Genomic DNA, 19,922 nt, shown 5'->3' with positions numbered 1-19,922 from the left:
ATGGAAGAAAAATTGAATAAATACGACAAGGCTTATTTGCGTTTAGCCAAAGAATGGAGCAAACTTTCGTATTGTAAACGAAAGCAAGTGGGCGCTATTATTGTTCGCGACCGTATGATTATATCTGATGGGTACAACGGGACACCTTCGGGTTTTGAAAACTGTTGTGAAGACGAAAATAACTTGACACATTGGTATGTTTTGCATGCCGAGGCCAATGCCATCTTGAAAGTAGCTAATTCTACCCAATCCTGTCAGGATGCCACACTTTACATTACCTTATCGCCCTGTAAAGAATGTTCCAAACTAATACTTCAAGCGGGGATTAAACGTGTGGTGTATCACAATGGTTACCGCGACGACGCAGGTTTGCAGTTTTTAGAAAAAGCAGGGGTGGAAATTCAACAGATTGTGGATTTAGAATAGAAGTAAAACAATTTCAAATTTATTTCAACTAAATCTTTTTGAATTAACCATTAAGAAATTAAGAAACAGTAAGTTTTTGAATTTCCTAACACACTTAATTCCTTAATGTCAATAGGGACTTCGTTAAGTAAAGAAGAAACAACTAATTTTCCGTAACTTTATTAAGTGCAATCATAGGTACAATGAAAATCAACAAAATATACCTCCCCATTTTAATCTTTACCGCCATCGCTGTAGGATTTTTATTAGGCGTGTATATGATGAAAGATACTGGCGAAAATCCTTTTATTTCCAAAAACGACAGCAAGCAAAAATTGAACAAACTCATCGATTTTATTCATAGTGATTATGTAGATGCTGTAAACACCGATTCTATTGTAGACCAAACGGTAACAGGAATTTTAGAAAAATTAGACCCACATTCGGTGTATATCAACAAAAGTGAAGCGATGGTCGAGTCAGAATCGATGCGAGGCAATTTTGTAGGGATTGGAGTTAATTTTTTCATTGAAAAAGACACCGTAATGGTCATCAGTCCTATTGCTGGTGGTCCTTCTGAAAAAGCTGGAATTAAAGCGGGTGACCGATTGTTGTATGCAGACAATCATAAGTTGTTTGGCAAACAAATCAACAATGAAAAATTGTATAACTACCTGCGTGGTGAAGCCCAAAGCGCTGTACAATTGACGGTTTATAGAAAATCAGAAAATCGTAAGCTCAAACTGGAAGTCATTCGTAATACTATTCCTATGAAGAGTGTTGACGTGGCATTTATGTTAGACACAACAACGGGTTACATCAAAATTAATCGTTTTGCAGAAACCACCTATCAAGAATTTTCTCAAGGCTTAACAAGACTATTGAATCAGCAGACCAACCATTTGATTTTGGATTTGAGAGACAACAGTGGAGGCTACATGGAAGAAGCGATTAAAATTGCGGACGAGTTTTTAAGCTCTAAGAAGCTTATTGTCTTCACTAAAAACAAAAAAGGTGACATTGAAAAATCCATAGCTACAGCTCAGGGGCGTTTTGAAAAAGGAAAAATCACCCTTTTAATCAATGAAAACTCGGCTTCTGCTAGCGAAATTATCGCAGGGGCGATTCAGGATAACGATAGAGGATTGATTATCGGGCGTCGTTCTTTCGGGAAAGGTCTTGTACAACGCGAAATTACATTTAAAGATGGTTCTTCTGTTCGATTGACCGTTGCCCGTTATTACACGCCATCAGGAAGGTCGATTCAAAAAGCCTATAAAGAAGGTACAGAAAAATACCTGAACGACTTTATGAAACGCTATCACAATGGTGAAATGTATGCTAAAGATAGTATTAAAATTGCTGACACCTTGAAGTTTAAAACCGCTAAAGGACGCATTGTTTACGGCGGTGGTGGTATTATACCGGACGTTTTTGTACCGCTAGAAGCTACTAAAGGAAGTGAACTAGTTCCGCTCATCATGCAGTCGGGTGCGGTAACCAATTTTGTTTTCAAAACGATTGATAAAAACCGTAAGGCTTTTGAAAAATTGAAATACAGCCAAATCATTCAGAAAATAAATGACTCGGATGTGTATTTCAATCTATTCAAAAACACGATTGTAAAACTGGATAACACTATCGATTTAGAGAGTAATAAAGCTTTTGTAAAACGTCATCTTACTGCCGAATTTTGTCGTCAGTTGCTAGGCGAAACCTATTATTATAGAGCCGTGTTGAAAAATGACGCTATGCTAAAAGTTGCGCTAAAACCTTAAGCTTTTTTGCGCAAACTATCGTGGCTATGGGTTTCTACGCCGTTGTTCCAAAGTACTAATATATCAGTAGCCACAGAAGCACCACTCCCCGAAGCAATCGCTAATTGACTGCGATGTCCTGCTAAAGTACCGCACACATACAGGTTTTCGGCAACTTTATGGTCGTCGTTTTTTAATTGGATACGATTCTTTTCAGCCAAAGATTTTTGGTGAGGCATTACATATTGGTTCAATCCTTCTATATCAAACAAATTAGATGCGCCAATCCCAATAACTACAATTTTTGAAACATACGTAGCTTTATTGGTCACAACTTCAAAACCTTCGTGAGTTGGAAGCACTTTCAACACTTTTTCTTCCGGAATTTGTTCGATATGTGGGTAGGTGTTTTGCAATTGCGATACCGACTCTTCAAGCAGTGCCACACCTAATTTGCCAGCTGGTATCCCATAGGCATTATAAAAAATAGCATCTTGTAAAGAAGATGCTTTTTGGTGGGCTATAATTCCAACTTTTTTGTCTTGAACAAAGGCTTTTTTATGCGCCGAGCCCAACACCATAGCGCAAGACATACCTGATACGCCTCCGCCAATGATTAATACATCAAACATTAAGAATGACTTTTTAGCTTTTTATCAATGCTTTTAGAGATATTAAAAATCAACAATATCACTACCGCACAAAGAATGGCTAAAATTCCAATTAAAGCAATCAAGCTATCGCCTTCCATTAAGTTTTTTAAATTCAACATGGAGGCATTTATACCAATCAATACGACTGCTAATGCTAAAACTATGTAAGTAAAGATTTTCATTTCAATGGGATTTATGCCACAAAGTTACATTTTTTGATACTAAACAAACAAGCCTTTAACATTAGCCGCGAATAATTTAACAGCAATAGCTAATAAAACCACCCCAAATACCTTACGAACCACGCCTAAACCTGTTGGGCCAAGCAATTGTTCAATTTTGCCAGACAATTTCAACACGCCATATACAATAATGATATTAATTAGTATAGCAACCACAATATTAATGGCTTGATATTCTGAACGAAGCGACAGTAGGGTAGTCATTGTTCCCGCACCTGCAATTAAAGGGAAAGCTAAAGGCACTATACTGGCGGTTTTGGGTTCGTCGTCTTTATAAATACTGATACCAAGTATCATTTCTAAGGCCAAGAAAAACAACACGATAGAACCTGCCACGGCAAACGACTTAACATCTACCCCAATGAATTTCAACATCCCTTCTCCCACAAATAGGAAGGTAATCATGATAAGTCCCGAAACCACACTGGCGCGCTCGGCATGTATATGACCTATTTTATTTCTTAAATCTACTATAATAGGAATGGAACCTACAATATCAATTACGGCAAATAATACCATCCCCACGGTTAGGACTTCTCTCCAATCGAAATTCATATATTTTTATTTAATTTTTTCGAATATACTAAAAACAGTAGAATGTGAGGGGTTTTTTACAATACAAATTTTAGCAATTGTTATAAAAAGGCTTTTTAGTGCTAAATACTCAGTTGGTCTTACTATAACTCGAAGTGTCTAAATCTCTTATACATCTTTTCGCTAACTAATTTTTAAAAGTATAGAGATAGTCGAAATTTTCACGGATTGCTCAACTTTCCATCTGAGTACCACTATCTGTCATGCTGGGACAAGAAATGTAGAGCATATTAATTTTAAAATCATTGCTCGGACTTAGGAGTGCTGGTCATTCCTGCGCCATCGGGCTACACAATATTTTTCCATACTCTAATCCTAAAAGTATTTTTGTCAAAGCATCAATTAAACTTGTACCATAGTAAATTTCACCAGTAACATCCAAAGAAATATAAACAATACCATCATCATCCATAAATAAAGTCATATACGAATTAGCTGCATATCCAATAATCACAGTGCTTGAAGGCAAAATATTTAAACAGCCCATAATAGGCTCTTTAAGACGAATAACTTCTTTTAAAAATTCAACATCATATGCGGGATTATCAACACCGCTCCATTTCACGGCTATATGTGCTCCATTAAAAATATTTAAAACAGCTTCTGGTAAATTTTTTGAATTTGCTATTATATATTTCAAATCAACATTTTGGTAAAACTCTCCAACTGAAGCAAATAACTTACAATTATTATCGCTTTCCTCAATTAATACTTTTTCAAGTATTAATTTAATCACATCATTATAAATATGTCCATTAGAAAAATTAAAGCTGATTAATTCTACATATGTGTCAATGCCAATTCTTTTTTCTAAATCAGTTAATCCATATAGTATTTTCTCAAATTCTTCTATCTCTATCTTCCCGCCTACAAACTCATAAAATGGAATTTTCCATGCAGGGGGCAATTTATAATTGATTTTATCTAGTTTATCATTTGTTAATGGCATAATCTAATTAATTTGGAAGTATTTCAACGTATTCAAATACCTAGGCTGGCATGAATGTCTCTCTCATGCAAATTCAAAATTCAATTCCTATCAATTTCTAAATAGTATGACTGTTATCTACCCAAAATGCAGCTATACCTATTATTAACACCGAATAGCATTCTGTGTAACAACTGTTTGCAAAACTAAGTAACAAGTTTGTAGTGGTGTGTTTGTTTAAAATCTCCCCGAATATACTAAAACCAAACAATTAACACCCCGTGCGAACCAATTATTATTTCTTATTCGTACTTTTGCAGTCTGAAAAAAAATCGTTTATGTTTCAAATAGGGAAAACCATTGTTTCTGAAGATATTCTTGAAAAAGAATTTGTGTGTAACCTAACCGCTTGCAAAGGCGCTTGCTGTATCGATGGCGATGCTGGAGCCCCCTTACTGAAAGAAGAAACAGCGATTTTAGAAAAAATTTACCCTATAGTAAAACCCTTTTTGCGTCCCGAAGGCATTGCGGCTATTGAAGCGCAAGGCACTTGGGTGACCGATAAAGACAATGATTTAGGTACTCCACTGATTGACAATAAAGATTGTGCTTACGTTATTTTTGATGGACCAACGGCACTTTGCGGGATTGAACAAGCTTACAATCAAGGCTTAGTCGATTGGAAAAAACCAGTTTCTTGTCATTTATACCCTATCCGTATCAAAGAATTTAGTAGTTTTCAAGCGGTAAATTACGACCGCTGGGATATATGTTCGGATGCCTGTAAATTAGGAAAAGAATTAGAAGTACCTGTCTATAAATTCGTTCGCGAAGCCTTAATCAGACGCTTCGGAAAAGAATGGTACGAAGAATTAGAACAAGTTGCAAAAGAGCTAAAAAAATAGCTCTTTTTTTATTTCCTCAAAAGTGCTGATTCTACAGGGGTTTACGGGTTTTTGAATTTATAACACATTGATTTTAAATAAATTACATTTACAGGCTTTTTGCTTACAAAACCCAATTTTTGTTAAAAACTCGCCCAAATTGTGGATAACTTAACTTTCATTATTAACTACAAATTTGAATCTTTGTAGTGCCCAAAAACACCTACTCAAATATTTAATTTTAAACTATAATCGCATATATAGCTATGGCTACTATTGAACCTATTTTACAGGAAAACAAAGACCGTTTTGTTATCTTCCCTATCAAGCATCATGACATTTGGGAATGGTACAAAAAAATGGAAGCGAGTTTCTGGACTGCGGAAGAAATTGATTTGCATCAAGACTTAACCGATTGGAATACCAAATTAAATGACGATGAAAAGTATTTTATCAAGCATATCTTAGCTTTCTTCGCTGCTTCTGACGGTATTGTCAACGAGAATCTTGCTGAAAACTTTGTAAATGAAGTACAATACCCAGAAGCTAAATTCTTTTACGGTTTCCAAATTATGATGGAAAACATTCATAGCGAAACCTATTCGTTATTGATTGATACCTACGTAAAAGATGATGCGGAAAAAAATGAATTATTCCATGCCATTGATGTTTTCCCAGCTATCAAGAAAAAAGCTGAATGGGCTTTAAAATGGATAGCATCCGATTCGTTTGCTGAGCGATTAATTGCTTTTGCTGCGGTGGAAGGGATTTTCTTTTCGGGAGCTTTCTGTTCTATTTATTGGTTGAAAAAACGTGGTTTGATGCCAGGATTAACTTTTTCTAACGAGTTAATTTCTCGCGACGAAGGGGTACACTGCGATTTTGCAGTACACTTGCACAACCACCATTTGGTAAATAAGGTTTCGAAAGAACGTATTACCGAAATTATCGTGGATGCTTTAAATATTGAACGTGAATTCATTACGGAGTCGTTACCAGTTTCATTAATTGGCATGAATGCTACTTTAATGACACAATATTTAGAGTTCGTAGCTGACCGTTTATTGGTTGAATTAGGTTGTGCTAAAGTTTTCAGCTCTAACAACCCTTTTGACTTTATGGATATGATTTCGTTACAAGGAAAAACTAATTTCTTTGAAAAACGTGTGGCAGAATATCAAAAAGCAGGCGTGATGAATACGGAAGAGGATGCTAGTAAATTCTCTTTAGATGCTGATTTCTAAAAAACAGACAAATTGAAAGTGGAAAGAATTGAATAACATCGAAGTTTTCAAACCTTTATTCACAAATAAAAATAAAAAACACCCTTGCAAAAGTCGGGAGACTGGTGTTTAAAGCTTAAGTATTAACAGGTGTACAAGGAAGGGATTGCTTGTAGCCAAAAAACACAAACAAAATGTACGTAGTAAAAAGAGATGGGCATAAAGAGCCTGTAATGTTTGACAAAATCACAGACAGAATTAAAAAACTGTGCTATGGTTTGAATGATATGGTGGATGCCGTAAAAGTAGCCATGCGTGTGATTGAAGGTTTATATGATGGAGTAACTACTTCTGAATTAGACAACCTTGCCGCAGAAACTGCTGCTTCTATGACGGTTACCCACCCGGACTATGCTTTGTTAGCCGCTAGAATTGCTATTTCTAACTTACATAAAAACACTAAAAAGTCATTTTCAGAAACGATGAATGATATGTTTCATTATGTAAATCCTAGAACAGGACAGGAAGCACCACTTATTTCTGACGAAGTACATAAAGTGATTATGGATAATGCTACTTTTTTAGATTCGCATGTTATCTATAATCGCGATTTCAACTACGATTATTTTGGATTTAAAACTTTAGAGCGTTCGTATTTACTAAAAATCAATGGCAAAATTGCCGAACGCCCTCAACATATGTTAATGCGTGTGGCAGTAGGAATTCACTTAAACGACTTAGACTCGGTGATTGAAACCTATGAGTTGATGTCGAAGAAATTCTTCACTCACGCAACTCCTACACTTTTTAACGCAGGAACTCCTAAACCTCAAATGTCTTCATGTTTCTTGTTAGCTATGCAAGATGACAGCATTGACGGTATTTATGACACACTAAAACAAACCGCAAAAATCTCACAATCTGCGGGAGGAATCGGTTTATCAGTACATAATGTACGTGCTACAGGTTCTTACATTCGTGGCACTAACGGAACTTCTAACGGTATTGTGCCGATGTTGCGTGTGTTCAACGACACGGCTCGTTATGTAGACCAAGGTGGTGGAAAACGCAAAGGAAGTTTTGCGATTTATATCGAAACTTGGCATGCGGACATCATGGATTTCTTAGACCTTAAGAAAAATCATGGTAAAGAAGAAATGCGTGCTCGTGACTTATTCTATGCGATGTGGACTTCTGATTTATTCATGAAACGTGTAGAGTCTGACGACAAATGGACGTTGATGTGTCCCAACGAATGTCCAGGATTGTACGACGTTTATGGAGACGAGTTTGAAGCGTTATACCTTAAATATGAAAATGAAGGACGTGGTCGTAAAACCATCAAAGCACGTGAATTATGGGAAAAAATTCTAGAATCTCAAATCGAGACAGGAACCCCATACATGTTGTATAAAGATGCAGCCAACCGTAAATCGAACCAAAAGAATTTAGGAACGATTCGTTCGTCTAATTTGTGTACTGAAATCATGGAGTACACCTCGGCTGATGAAATTGCGGTATGTAACTTAGCATCTTTATCATTGCCTATGTTTGTTGAAAATGGTGCGTTTAACCACGAATTACTTTACAAAGTAACTAAACGTGTAACTCGTAACTTAAACAAGGTAATTGACCGCAACTATTATCCAGTACAAGAAGCTTATAATTCTAATATGCGTCACCGACCTGTGGGATTAGGTGTACAAGGATTAGCGGATGCTTTTATTAAATTACGTATGCCTTTCACCAGTGATGAGGCTAAAAAATTAAACCAAGAAATCTTCGAAACCATGTATTTTGCTGCGGTAACTGCATCAATGGAAATGGCTAAAGAAGAAGGTCCTTATTCAACTTTCAAAGGTTCGCCAATTGCTGAAGGTCAATTCCAATACAACCTTTGGGGAGTAAAAGATGAGGAATTATCTGGACGTTGGGATTGGGCTTCTTTACGTAAAGAAGTAATGGAACACGGAGTGCGTAACTCTTTATTAATGGCACCAATGCCTACTGCTTCCACTTCACAAATCCTAGGAAACAACGAAGCTTTTGAACCATATACTTCAAATATTTACACGCGTCGTGTACTTTCAGGTGAATTTATTGTGGTAAACAAACACTTGTTAGAAGATTTAGTAGAGCGTGGGTTGTGGAACGAGCAATTGAAACAAGAAATCATGCGTCATAACGGTTCGGTTCAAAACATTGACCGCATCCCGCAAGATTTAAAAGAATTATACAAAACCGTTTGGGAAATGTCTATGAAAGACATCATTGATATGTCACGTCAACGTGGGTATTTCATTGACCAATCGCAGTCGTTAAACTTGTTTATGGAAGGGGCAACGTTTGCTAAATTGACTTCGATGCATTTCTACGCATGGAAATCAGGCTTAAAAACAGGTATGTATTATTTAAGAACCAAAGCAGCTGTTGATGCCATTAAGTTTACTTTGAACAATGAGAAAAAGGAAACAATTGAAACCCCAACAGCTAAAATTGAACCTACTCAAGTGGAAGTTGTTTCACCTGAAGGTGAAATGAGTGCCGAAGAATTCCGCTTGATGTTAGAACGTGCGCGTAACGCAGGTCCTGAGGATTGCGAAATGTGTGGTTCTTAAGTCTAATATTAGAATTTAGAATTTAGAATTCATAATAAATAAGTGCCCTTAGTGGTTAAGAAATAGTCAAACAGCTGTCTTCGGATGGCTGTTTTTATTTACAAAAGCTTTACCTTTGATTAAAAATAGAAAACATGTCAAAAGATAAAAAAAACGTATATACGGGAGCTATAGAAAAAGATGAACAAGGAAATTTTTTCTGTGGTCCTTATTTGTTGGATTATAAATATACGGTTGAAAATTTCAAATTGGGTGATGTTGTTAATATCAAAACCATTATTGATAACCCAAGCCACATGAGTAGAGAAAAATACCCGAAAAAATCCCGTGTTTTCTTCCTAAACAGAGACTAATCATGCGTGTTGTAAAAACAAATTCGGATAATCCTGATTTTAAAAAATTATCCGCTCTCTTCGATGAATATTTGGTAGAAATCGATGGTGACGAACGTGATTTTTTTGCTTTTTATAACAATGTACAACTAGACCATGTCTTAGTGGTTTATGAAGATTCGGTTGCGGTGGGTTGTGGAGCATTCAAGAAATATGATAGGCAAACTGCTGAAATTAAACGTATGTTTGTGCATCCAGACCATCGCAATAAAGGCATCGCGCTAAGAATACTGACAGCTATTGAAGACTGGGCTAAAGAGCAACAATTTAATACTTTTATTTTAGAAACTTCTCCCAAGCTTACTGCGGCTATTGCGTTATACCAAAAAACAGGATACACCTTTATTCCGAATTACGGGCAGTATATAGGCGTTGAAAACAGCGTTTGTATGAAAAAAGAAGCATAATTTGTATATTCGCTACTTAAAGTCCTCAATCTAAAATTTTACGCCTATGATGAAATGGGAACAACTCTTGTCGCTAAAAAGACAAGGAGATACAAGCAAACGTTTACGAAAAGAACAAGACGATACGCGTTTAGGGTTTGAAGTAGATTATGACCGTGTCATTTTTTCGGCTGCTTTCAGGAGTTTACAAGATAAAACTCAAGTCATTCCGCTTTCCAAAACCGATTTCGTTCATACACGTTTGACCCATAGTTTAGAAGTATCCGTAGTGGGACGCTCCTTAGGTCGTTTGGTAGGAAAGAAAATTTTAGAAAAATATCCCTATTTACAAGAAATCCATGGTTATCAAGCCAATGATTTCGGTGCTATAGTTGCTGCGGCAGCATTAGCGCACGATATTGGAAACCCTCCTTTTGGACACTCAGGAGAAAAAGCTATAGGCGAATATTTTTCCATTGGGAATGGGCAAAAATTCAAAGAGCAACTTTCTGAAAAAGAATGGCAAGACTTAATAGATTTTGAGGGAAATGCCAATGGATTTTCAATACTTACATCATCTCGACCAGGAGTGGAAGGAGGTTTACGATTAACCTATGCCACTTTAGGTGCTTTTATGAAATACCCAAAGGAAAGTTTACCTAAAAAACCAACAACTAATATAGCTGATAAAAAATATGGCTTTTTCCAGCAAGACAAATCCTTTTTCAAAGAAGTTGCGGAAGAATTAGGTTTGAAAAAAAACAAAGAAGATAATTCCATTGGCTATGAACGCCATCCTTTGGCATATTTAGTCGAAGCTGCTGACGACATCTGCTACACCATAATCGATTTTGAAGATGGAATCAATTTAGGTTTAGTTTCTGAAGATTATGCCTTAGAATACCTCATTAAATTAGTGAAAGACACCATTGATACCTCTAAATACAATGCACTGACCACCAAAGAAGACCGCATCAGTTATTTGCGTGCCTTAGCAATTGGCAGTCTTATTAATGATGCAGTATCTATTTTTGTAGAAAATGAAGAATTGATTCTTAAAGGCGCTTTCCCCTATGCTTTGATGGAAAAATCCAAATACAAAGCACAGATGAACGACATTATCAAACTTAGTGTGAAAAACATCTACCAAAGTCGTGAAGTCATCGAAAAAGAAATAAACGGGTACCAAATTATCAATAATTTATTAGATAAGTTCATCAGCGCCTACAACAATGAATTTGAAGGAAAAGCAACAAATTTTGACCAATTACTTTTAAAAGTACTTCCTGAAAAGCATGCTATTGAAAAAGATACGTTATATGAACGCTTGTTGCATATTTGTCAATTTGTATCTATGCTCACGGATGGGAATGCATTAATCTATAGTAAGATGATTTCTACAAAAAGTTAAAAACATAAGAGATATTATTGTGTAATTCAGTTGTTTGTGTATTTTTGTGAATTAATACCAATTAAAAACCCGAATTATGCAAAAAAATCTACTTTTACCTTTTGCATTTGCGTGTGCTTTGCTTACAAGTAATTTTACTTGTGCTCAAAGTGTATCGGATGCAAAACAAAAGAAAATGGCTAAAAAGGAGATTGCTAAGCTGAGAAAGCAGCATGAATATCATTTAGCCCATAACAAGATTAATAAACATTTTAACATTCCACGTTCACAAAGAAAGGCAGAAGGTTTACCTCCTAATCAGTATTTCGAGCAAGAATGGCTGATGACCATGAATCCTTCAAGAGGATACCCGACTGGTGAAAATTTAGATCTAATCAGGAAAGATCTTGAACAAGCAAGAAGAGAGGCTCTTTCTCAAAGAATCCCTGGTGATGCCAATAACAATAACTGGGTGGAAAGAGGACCGAATAATGTAGGAGGACGTACACGTGCCCTAGTATTTGACCCTACAGATGCAAATGGTAATACCGTCATTGCTGGTGGAGTAAGTGGCGGTCTTTGGAAAAACACCAATATTTCAAGTGCAGCTTCAACTTGGTCTAAAATTGACACTTTTCCAGAACATGTAAATGTTCAAAATATAGCCATTGATCCAAATAATACAAATATTTGGTATGTAGGCACAGGAGAGTCATATGTTGGAGGAGATGTGAATGGTAATGGTATTTGGAAAACAACTGATAAGGGAGTTACTTGGACAAGAGTTTTCGGTGGAGGTACTGTAACTACGACTATTAAGAAGCTAAATAATTTAGATATAATTTCACCGTCTTCTGTCAATACAATTAATCAGTATTCGACTGGAATTGCATTATGGTCAGGAGGGGCAATAACTAATACTTTTACTGCGCCTATTGTTTTGATGAATGATGGAACCGCACCAAATGATGATGGTTGTAGTGCTACAACGCAAAACTATACCGGAAAAATAGTACTTATTAGAAGAGGTACATGTACTTTCGAATCAAAATCGGTTGTGGCAAAAAATGCTGGTGCATTGGGTGTAATTCTAATGAATAATGTCGCTGGTGCAGGAGTTCAAAACATGCCAGATGATGGTGATACAGTAGGCACGATACCTACAGTTATGGTTTCTAAGGAAGATGGAGATTTGTTAATTGCTAATTTAGCAAATCTAACAGGAACTTTCAAACCTTCATTACCAACAGAGTTTGCTGGCATTGAGGTTTCAGGAATAAGTTTAGTTAATGATCTTGTTATAAAAAATAACGCAGGGAATTCTGATATTTACGTTGCCATAGGCGATGGACGTTATTCAGATTCGAGTAGTGGAACTCTTTTTGGTCCAAGTACTTTTGGAGTATATAAGTCGACAAACGGTGGAAGCACATGGACTAAACTAAATCTTCCAGCATTGGCTAATGGTCATCCAATCTGTCCAAATGATATAGAACTTACAACTAATGGGAATATTTGGGTCTCATCTACTGATAGCAATACATTTGGTGATGGAGGTGGAAGAGTATATCAATCAACTGATAATGGCGCCACTTTTACTTTAAGACACACTGTGACTGGATATGCTAGTGGAACAAAGGGGACTGGAGGGACTGGTACTCGTGTAGAAATTGAAGCATCAAATACAAATGCGAATACTTTGTATGTTTTATCTCAAATAGAAGGAATGACAGCTAACGCAACTTCAGGGGTGAAATGGGAAACAAAATTAGAGAAAACAACAGATGCATTTGCTACTACACCCACTCTGATCACATTACCAACTAGTTTTTATTCTGATTCGGCTAGTAAAAGTAGAGAATACATATCTGGTTTTACAGGGTATCAAGCGTTTTATGATTTGATGATTGAGTCAAGCCCTACTAATGATGCAACAATTTATATCGGAGGTATTGATTTGTATCGTTCGACTAATAGTGGTGGAACTTGGACACAAATCTCACGATGGACAACAAATGTACATTCAGATCAACATGCCTTAACATTCAAACCTGGTAACTCTGATATAGGTGTATTTGGGAATGATGGTGGCGTTTATTATTGTGGAGCTTTAACAAGTGCTACTGGCTCATCAACTACAGCTATAACAAAAAGAAATAACGGTTTTAATACAACTCAATTTGTGGGAGTTGCGGTAATGCCTAATAATGTTTCTGGTGCAATTGGTGACTTTTTAGTAGCTGGAGCACAAGATAATGGCACTCAGTATTTTTCGGGATCAACAACTTCTGCATCTTCTGTTGCAGGTGCTACTATAGGCGTAAACGGAACTTATGAAGTGCAAGGAGGTGATGGAGGGAAACCTCTATTTGATCAAGGATCAGATAAATATTATATCACAAATTATGTGAATAATGATAATATGTATATGAGAACCGTTGGAAGTACTAGTACTGTCAAATTAGATGATGACACAGAAGGTATGGGACTTTTCTATGCGGCAATGTGTTTAGACTCTACTAATGATATAGTTTATTCAGATTTTACTGATGCTACTAATCGAATTTATCAAATTAGAAGGTATTCTGATTACAAAGGAGGAACGGTTTCAAGAACTGATTTAACAAATGCACTTTTGACAACTTACCCAACAGCGCTCGCAACAGGAAAAATTACCCCGACTACACTTTATGCTGGCACCATGAATGGCAAGTTGTTAAAAATTACTAGTGCAAATGGAGCTAATCCTGCTTGGTCAGATATCACGGGTTCACAATTTGTAGGTTCTGTTTCTGACATTGAGTTTGGCGCTAACGACAACCAAATTTTCGTATCTATGCACAATTATGGCGTGAATAACATTTGGTACACGGCTGATGGCGGTACTACTTGGTCTAAATTAGATGGTAATTTACCTGATTTACCTGTGAAATGTATCTTGCAAAATCCATTAAATACTGCTGAAATCATGATTGGTACAGATTTAGGTGTTTGGTATGCGAATACTTTTAATCCAAACGGGACTAGTGACCAAGCTTTAAATTGGAAGCAATCTTTCAACGGGATGAGCAATGTGAGAGTAACGGATTTAGATTTACAAGCTAATTCACCAACAGCTCCTAACGCTTACAAGGTTTATGCGGCTACTTACGGTAGAGGTGTTTTCTCAGGCTCGTTAACAGCTTTATTATCGAATCCTGAAAATGTGATTACTAATAATTCGATCAAAGTTTTCCCAACAGTAAATAAAGGAAATGTTACTATAGCTTCAGACAAGGTTTATGGTAAAACTAATATCGATTTGTTTGACATAACAGGTAAAAAAGTGTACTCTAATTCAATAGAAATTAACAGTAATGCACAAGAAGTGAATTTTGGCACTCAAAGTACAGGTAATTACATTTTGAAAGTTTCTGGAAACGGATTTGAAGGAACTCAAAAATTAATTATTGAATAATCTATGTAATTCATAAAATAAGCTCCGCTCAAAAGGCGGAGTTTTTTTTTTATAGACACCGAAACACAATTAACACAAAAACCCATATTTCCCATAGCAAAAAAACTTACTAACTATTACTTATTATTAAAACCAAGGCTTGCAAAGCATTTCATTGAAGAACGAAAAAGCATTTGGAGTTATCCAAAAAAAACAAGTTTCATATACCATAACATTTTATGTCTCTAATAAAATAGTGGAATAACAAGAGAACCCAATCATTTTAGCATTTCAAAACAATACTTTAGGATGATAAATAATAATAGAGTATTCAAACCATTTTCAACAAGAAAACACAACTCAAACACTAATTTTGTCAATATATAAAATCATTGACGTTAGGGATAAAACAACCTTTTAACTAAACCTTGGAATAGGAAATTATTTTTTTAAAAACAAAGGAATTACGAATTGCGACTTGACTTTCATCCCTCTCTTAATCGCAGGTTGAACTTCAGGGAAACCAACTAATTTCGAGCGCAAAATACTGTCAGTATATTCTGGATCTACAGCGCTGGAAGGCAATATAGTTTCAAACTCCATTTGTGAATTAGGCGTAATAATAACTTTTACTTTTAGAGAATCTAAACGCGGTAAGAGCTGCTTCACGGTATCATTAACTAATTTCTCATAAATTGTTTTCGTGAGGACTTGAAAAAAACAATCTTTTTGAAGCTCTTTATCAGTTATATTGTCACATTCTGGCAATGAAGGATATTCATCAACGGTTTGCCAATTGATTTTTTCCAATTCTTTTTTTAACAAATCATCTTTTGTTGGAACTTTCTTTTTTTCAAAATATTGGCATCCAACTACCGTAGTTGCCATAAAAAAAATAAATAATCCTTTTTTAAGCTGATTCATTTTACCAATTTGTATTTTTAAACATTAATTGTAATACCACAAAAGTAAACATTTTTTTATGGATTTAGTATTGACCTGCATCGGTTTTGCATGCATGATTATTGGCATCTTTGGAAGTTTCTTACCTGTACTACCAGGCCCTGGCATCAGCTGGCTAGGATTAGTACTACTCTATTTCACTAAAGCTGTCCCAGATAATTACTGGGTAATAGGCGTTACGTTTATCATCATTCTATTGATAACCCTACTGGATTATATCATCCCTGCGAAGGGAACCAAGCTCTTTGGGGGTAGCAAATACGGAGTTTGGGGCACCAATATTGGACTAATTGTTGGGCTACTGTCACCTATCCCTATGGGGTTTATTATTGGTCCTTTTGTAGGGGCTTTCGTAGGTGAATTATATTATAACTCCCAAGAACAAAAAAGAGCATTAAAAGCCGCCACAGGTTCTTTCATTGGATTTTTAGCTTCCACTTTCATGAAATTTGTTGTATGCATAATATTTTTAGGATATTACATCTATTTATTTTGGCACTATAAATCAGACATTTTTTAAAATAAAAAGAGCTGTCCGAAAAACCGAACAGCTCTTTTTGAAGAAGAAACACTATAATTATTCAATTACAATTTTTTGGATTTCCTCATATCCATCACCACTTAACTTAAGAATATAATTACCTGCAGCCTGAGAACCAAAATTCACATCTACAGTACTTCCGTCCATTTCTAGAGTGTTTGTAAACACACTACGACCTGTGATATCAAACAATTCAATAACAGTCGCACCTTTTCTATCTGGAGCAGAAACTTGAACATTACCATTTGACACAGTAGGATACACTTTAAATCCTTCTGTTTTTTGAACCAACTGAGCTGCTCTAGCACCTGCTGCCGCAACTAAACTTCCTGAAAAAACCCCTCTACCATAAGTAGCTGCGTAAACTTTGTAAGCATTAGGGGCTGTAGGTGAATTAGCTTGCAAATCTAAATCTGTAACTTTCACATTACTCATACCATTAAAAGCTTGTTTCCATGTAAGCGCTTGATCAGTTGCAGAAGCCGCATTGAAGTTATTTGCATACCACACCCCTAAATCAGTACCAATCATTAATTCATTTGCATTCAACGGATTTTGTAAGATTGCCTTAACTGGTAAATCAGGCATGTCTCCATCTAATTGATACCAATTTGTACCGCCATTAGAAGTATACCAAACATTGTTTACCCCATAGTTATGCATGGTCACAAAAATTTGATTATCATTTGCACCAAATTCAATATCTGAAACAGAACCTACAAATGTTGGTCCAGTAATACTCGACCAAACAGGAGCTGATCCATTTGCGCTAGTTACCTTCAACAATTTACTATTCATAGTACCTATATACAAAGTAGTAGGTGTAGCTTTACCAGTTGCTAAGGCTGTTGGATAAGAAGTAAGCAATGCATTCGTTAAATTTGTACGCACAACTGCAGTCTTTGCTTTCAAATTAGAATATCTTCTCACCTGATACGTAGTTGCTGTACCAGTAGTTGTAAAATCAGAGTAAACAATATCATTTGTTGAATCTAAAGTCATAGCTGGATAAAACAACCCTGCACTTGTAGTACTATCATTCAAAGCTTTAGTAGTGGTACTTCCCACATTTCTCAAAACCATGTTGTCATTATAAACATAGTTAGTTATATAGTATTTATCAGAGCCTTGATCAAATAAAGGTTTACCACCGTCACCCCCTTGAACTCTAAAAGTACTATTCACACCAGCTGCTGCTCCTACAGTTGAAGTAGCTCCAGTGGATGAACCTGAATAATATTGTGTCCCGTTATCTTGCGCACCTGCAACAAAGAAATCACCTGCAGCACCTGTCACACCATTAGGCATAGCGGCTACTCCTACAAATTGAGTTACATTAAATCCTGAATTTCTCGCCGTAGCTGGAATTGTTGTTGAAGCTAAATTACTTGAATAATATACTCCACCATCATTTCCGAAAAGCCCCACACTACTATTACCAGGCTTAAACACCATAGCATGTTGATCAGAATGCACATTAGTTGTCCAATTTGAAATGGCCGACCAAGTAACTGCTGGTCCATTAGCATTAGCCGTTCTATAAAGATCAATTCCACCTACATATATAATCTTATCATCTACAGGATCCGATTCAATCATCATATCATAAAACGCTTGAGCACCTGTAAAACCATAAGTAGTTTCACGAGTTTCATTTCCAGTTGGTAAAGTCAATACAATCGGAGGTGTTGTAAAACCATTAGTTGTAACCTCTAATTTTACTTCAATTTTAGATGTGGTAGCAGGATCGTCTTTTAATTGTGATAAAACATAAACTTTATCAGCTGTGGTATTGGAAGCTTCAATTTCAACACGCATTCCTCCACGCTCACCTTGAACAGTATGTCTTAATGCAAAAGTAGCTCCATTATCTGTAGATTGGAATACGCGTCCACCGCCATCACCAAAAGTCCAACTATTAGTACTAGAAACCCAAATATCACCATCAAACCCTAATTCAAGATCATTAGGGCAAGTAGGATGACCAGCATCTGATACAGGTAAATTCAATTTAGTCCAAGTAGAACCTCCATTTACAGACTTATAAAGACCAAAATTAGATGCATTAAACAAAGTACCATTTCGTGAATCAGAATATTGCCCATCACCTAAAGCAGCATAAATTTCAGATACTCCAGCATTGTTTTTTATAACGATATCATTAACAAATTGAACCCCTGAAACTTCCAGTCCTGAAAATTCAGTTGGTAAAGAAGGCTTAAGCGTACCGCGTAATCCTGCCAAATTTGCTACTAACAAATCACCATCTTCTTTTGAAACCATGATTGTAGGGATAGTACCTGTAACTGCTGCATCTTCTGACATACTCATTACTCCAGCACCAGCCGCATTATTCATAATGATAACACCCACTGCACCCGCATTTTGTGCAATCACTGCTTTGGATTCAAAAGAACATGATCCGCGTCTTATCAAAACAATCTTTCCTGCATAATTTTGACTGGTTGCACTACAAGCGTCGTCCGTAGGAGCAACTCCATCATCCATCAAAACAATGTCAGCGGTTAAATTATTTGTTATTGCTCCACCTGCCCAACTTGCAACACCTGTAGAATAAGCACGAATCGTACCCGCTGCTGAAGGAGCAATAATATCTAAATTTTTTAATGTTTTAACTGTAGAAGCAACTGTTCCTCCACCGTATACACGGCTCCAAGTAACACCTCTATCAGTAGTCTTCCAAATCCCATTCCCATTCACATCACCAGCCACATAGGATTCTCCTGTTCCTACATACCAAGTATTTGTATTATTAGGATCAATCGCTATATTTTGAACATTGACATGTTCTGGAAATGTTGCAATTCGCGTCCAAGTTGAAGCTGTATTTGAAATATTATTATTACGCCATAATCCACCACTTACACCACCAGCAACAACAGTGTTACCCGTTGCGTCACCAGGGTCAAATATAATAGCACGAGTACGACCGCCTACATTATTAGGGCCACGCTCCACCCAACTATTACCTACTGCATCTCCTGGAATTCTTTGCATCATTGCATCATGACGCTGTTGTTCTAGATCTTTACGTATTTTAGTTAAATTTTCATGAGCGGGTTTTCCTGTACTAGGATCCATGGTCAACAACCACTCTTGCTCAAAATATTTATTAGGAGGAATGCCTTCAGATTTTCTTTCTTGCTTAGATAGATAAAAAGCTCTGTTAATTTGATTATTCGCTAAATGTTGTTCGTGCTTTTTTTGAAGAATTTTAGCCTCTTTTTTTGTAAGCTTTTTAACAACTTGTGTTTCTTTTTGCTTAAGCAATTCTTTTGAATTTTGACTATGCCCTAGAGCAACACCAAACAATACAAAAAAACTTAAAAGTACTTTCTTTTTCATTCTTATGGTTTTTTGGGATTTAGTTTGACGAAAATATAAAATTTTTAAACACAAAAAACACTTAATATAAAAATAATAAAAAAAAGATGTATTTAATTAAAAAGGCTCAAGCTAAAAAGTTGTGGAGAAATTAAAAAATACATT

The 19,922-nt window shown here is 36.1% G+C and carries 16 protein-coding genes; 10 read left to right on the top strand and 6 right to left on the bottom strand.

Annotation, left to right across the window (positions count from 1 at the left end; genetic code table 11):
• On the top strand, positions 1–426 hold the full coding sequence (locus tag ACQY29_RS05500) for a deoxycytidylate deaminase (protein WP_428224237.1): 426 nt from the start codon (positions 1–3) through the stop codon (positions 424–426).
• Between the two features lie 182 nt (positions 427–608).
• The gene (locus ACQY29_RS05495) at positions 609–2,183 is read left to right on the top strand and encodes a S41 family peptidase (protein ID WP_428224236.1); all 1,575 of its coding nucleotides are present in this window, start codon (positions 609–611) and stop codon (positions 2,181–2,183) included.
• Here ACQY29_RS05495 and ACQY29_RS05490 read toward each other — a convergent pair.
• The 4 genes from ACQY29_RS05490 to ACQY29_RS05475 all read right to left on the bottom strand — a co-directional run bounded on the left by ACQY29_RS05490 (position 2,180) and on the right by ACQY29_RS05475 (position 4,600).
• Positions 2,180–2,794 carry an FAD-dependent oxidoreductase gene (locus ACQY29_RS05490; protein ID WP_428224235.1) on the bottom strand — a complete coding sequence of 205 codons (615 nt, stop codon included), beginning with the start codon at positions 2,792–2,794 and terminating at the stop codon, positions 2,180–2,182. The genes ACQY29_RS05495 and ACQY29_RS05490 overlap by 4 nt on opposite strands.
• Positions 2,794–2,997: a hypothetical protein gene (locus ACQY29_RS05485; RefSeq protein ID WP_428224234.1), complete on the bottom strand. Its 204-nt coding sequence runs from the start codon at positions 2,995–2,997 to the stop codon at positions 2,794–2,796. The genes ACQY29_RS05490 and ACQY29_RS05485 overlap by 1 nt, the downstream gene beginning before the upstream one ends.
• A gap of 39 nt (positions 2,998–3,036) precedes the next feature.
• Positions 3,037–3,612, bottom strand: coding sequence for a MarC family protein (locus ACQY29_RS05480; protein ID WP_428224233.1), 576 nt, complete (start codon positions 3,610–3,612; stop codon positions 3,037–3,039).
• A gap of 307 nt (positions 3,613–3,919) precedes the next feature.
• Positions 3,920–4,600, bottom strand: coding sequence for an SUKH-3 domain-containing protein (locus ACQY29_RS05475; RefSeq protein WP_428224232.1), 681 nt, complete (start codon positions 4,598–4,600; stop codon positions 3,920–3,922).
• Between the two features lie 317 nt (positions 4,601–4,917).
• On the opposite strand from ACQY29_RS05475, the gene ACQY29_RS05470 reads away from it, so the two are divergent.
• The 7 genes from ACQY29_RS05470 to ACQY29_RS05440 all read left to right on the top strand — a co-directional run bounded on the left by ACQY29_RS05470 (position 4,918) and on the right by ACQY29_RS05440 (position 14,929).
• Positions 4,918–5,484 carry a DUF3109 family protein gene (locus tag ACQY29_RS05470; protein ID WP_428224231.1) on the top strand — a complete coding sequence of 189 codons (567 nt, stop codon included), beginning with the start codon at positions 4,918–4,920 and terminating at the stop codon, positions 5,482–5,484.
• A gap of 245 nt (positions 5,485–5,729) precedes the next feature.
• Positions 5,730–6,707 (top strand): ribonucleotide-diphosphate reductase subunit beta, encoded by a 978-nt coding sequence (locus tag ACQY29_RS05465; RefSeq protein ID WP_428224230.1) that lies wholly within the window; start codon positions 5,730–5,732, stop codon positions 6,705–6,707.
• Between the two features lie 173 nt (positions 6,708–6,880).
• Entirely contained in the window at positions 6,881–9,304 is a 2,424-nt protein-coding gene (locus ACQY29_RS05460) for a ribonucleoside-diphosphate reductase subunit alpha (RefSeq protein WP_428224229.1), read from the top strand.
• Between the two features lie 134 nt (positions 9,305–9,438).
• Complete coding sequence (locus ACQY29_RS05455; RefSeq protein ID WP_428224228.1) at positions 9,439–9,657, top strand: hypothetical protein; 219 nt, start codon at positions 9,439–9,441, stop codon at positions 9,655–9,657.
• 2 nt (positions 9,658–9,659) lie between these two features.
• Positions 9,660–10,103 carry a GNAT family N-acetyltransferase gene (locus tag ACQY29_RS05450; protein ID WP_428224227.1) on the top strand — a complete coding sequence of 148 codons (444 nt, stop codon included), beginning with the start codon at positions 9,660–9,662 and terminating at the stop codon, positions 10,101–10,103.
• A gap of 49 nt (positions 10,104–10,152) precedes the next feature.
• The gene (locus tag ACQY29_RS05445; RefSeq protein ID WP_428225876.1) at positions 10,153–11,493 is read left to right on the top strand and encodes a deoxyguanosinetriphosphate triphosphohydrolase; all 1,341 of its coding nucleotides are present in this window, start codon (positions 10,153–10,155) and stop codon (positions 11,491–11,493) included.
• A 76-nt stretch (positions 11,494–11,569) separates the two neighbouring features.
• Entirely contained in the window at positions 11,570–14,929 is a 3,360-nt protein-coding gene (locus tag ACQY29_RS05440; protein WP_428224226.1) for a PA domain-containing protein, read from the top strand.
• A gap of 420 nt (positions 14,930–15,349) precedes the next feature.
• On the opposite strand, the gene ACQY29_RS05435 is transcribed toward ACQY29_RS05440, so the two are convergent.
• Positions 15,350–15,832, bottom strand: coding sequence for a hypothetical protein (locus tag ACQY29_RS05435; protein ID WP_428224225.1), 483 nt, complete (start codon positions 15,830–15,832; stop codon positions 15,350–15,352).
• Between the two features lie 58 nt (positions 15,833–15,890).
• On the opposite strand from ACQY29_RS05435, the gene ACQY29_RS05430 reads away from it, so the two are divergent.
• Positions 15,891–16,391: a DUF456 domain-containing protein gene (locus tag ACQY29_RS05430; protein ID WP_428224224.1), complete on the top strand. Its 501-nt coding sequence runs from the start codon at positions 15,891–15,893 to the stop codon at positions 16,389–16,391.
• A gap of 57 nt (positions 16,392–16,448) precedes the next feature.
• Here the strand turns inward: ACQY29_RS05430 and ACQY29_RS05425 are convergent, their stop codons facing one another.
• Positions 16,449–19,778 carry a PA domain-containing protein gene (locus ACQY29_RS05425; RefSeq protein ID WP_428224223.1) on the bottom strand — a complete coding sequence of 1,110 codons (3,330 nt, stop codon included), beginning with the start codon at positions 19,776–19,778 and terminating at the stop codon, positions 16,449–16,451.
• Positions 19,779–19,922 lie beyond the last annotated feature (144 nt).

Source organism: Flavobacterium sp. (assembly GCF_965262375.1).
GTDB lineage: Bacteria > Bacteroidota > Bacteroidia > Flavobacteriales > Flavobacteriaceae > Flavobacterium.
The sequence above is the reverse complement of the archived record's forward strand: the minus strand, read 5'-3'. Positions and strand labels throughout refer to the sequence as shown.

Excerpts from the sequence above, each read along its gene's own strand:
- ACQY29_RS05460 (WP_428224229.1), top strand. The coding sequence starts at position 6,881 with ATGTACGTAGTAAAAAGAGATGGGCATAAAGAGCCTGTAATGTTTGAC.
- ACQY29_RS05425 (WP_428224223.1), bottom strand. The coding sequence starts at position 19,778 with ATGAAAAAGAAAGTACTTTTAAGTTTTTTTGTATTGTTTGGTGTTGCT.
- ACQY29_RS05445 (WP_428225876.1), top strand. The coding sequence starts at position 10,153 with ATGAAATGGGAACAACTCTTGTCGCTAAAAAGACAAGGAGATACAAGC.
- ACQY29_RS05435 (WP_428224225.1), bottom strand. The coding sequence starts at position 15,832 with ATGAATCAGCTTAAAAAAGGATTATTTATTTTTTTTATGGCAACTACG.
- ACQY29_RS05430 (WP_428224224.1), top strand. The coding sequence starts at position 15,891 with ATGGATTTAGTATTGACCTGCATCGGTTTTGCATGCATGATTATTGGC.
- ACQY29_RS05440 (WP_428224226.1), top strand. The coding sequence starts at position 11,570 with ATGCAAAAAAATCTACTTTTACCTTTTGCATTTGCGTGTGCTTTGCTT.
- ACQY29_RS05495 (WP_428224236.1), top strand. The coding sequence starts at position 609 with ATGAAAATCAACAAAATATACCTCCCCATTTTAATCTTTACCGCCATC.
- ACQY29_RS05455 (WP_428224228.1), top strand. The coding sequence starts at position 9,439 with ATGTCAAAAGATAAAAAAAACGTATATACGGGAGCTATAGAAAAAGAT.
- ACQY29_RS05485 (WP_428224234.1), bottom strand. The coding sequence starts at position 2,997 with ATGAAAATCTTTACTTACATAGTTTTAGCATTAGCAGTCGTATTGATT.
- ACQY29_RS05470 (WP_428224231.1), top strand. The coding sequence starts at position 4,918 with ATGTTTCAAATAGGGAAAACCATTGTTTCTGAAGATATTCTTGAAAAA.
- ACQY29_RS05480 (WP_428224233.1), bottom strand. The coding sequence starts at position 3,612 with ATGAATTTCGATTGGAGAGAAGTCCTAACCGTGGGGATGGTATTATTT.
- ACQY29_RS05450 (WP_428224227.1), top strand. The coding sequence starts at position 9,660 with ATGCGTGTTGTAAAAACAAATTCGGATAATCCTGATTTTAAAAAATTA.
- ACQY29_RS05490 (WP_428224235.1), bottom strand. The coding sequence starts at position 2,794 with ATGTTTGATGTATTAATCATTGGCGGAGGCGTATCAGGTATGTCTTGC.
- ACQY29_RS05500 (WP_428224237.1), top strand. The coding sequence starts at position 1 with ATGGAAGAAAAATTGAATAAATACGACAAGGCTTATTTGCGTTTAGCC.
- ACQY29_RS05465 (WP_428224230.1), top strand. The coding sequence starts at position 5,730 with ATGGCTACTATTGAACCTATTTTACAGGAAAACAAAGACCGTTTTGTT.
- ACQY29_RS05475 (WP_428224232.1), bottom strand. The coding sequence starts at position 4,600 with ATGCCATTAACAAATGATAAACTAGATAAAATCAATTATAAATTGCCC.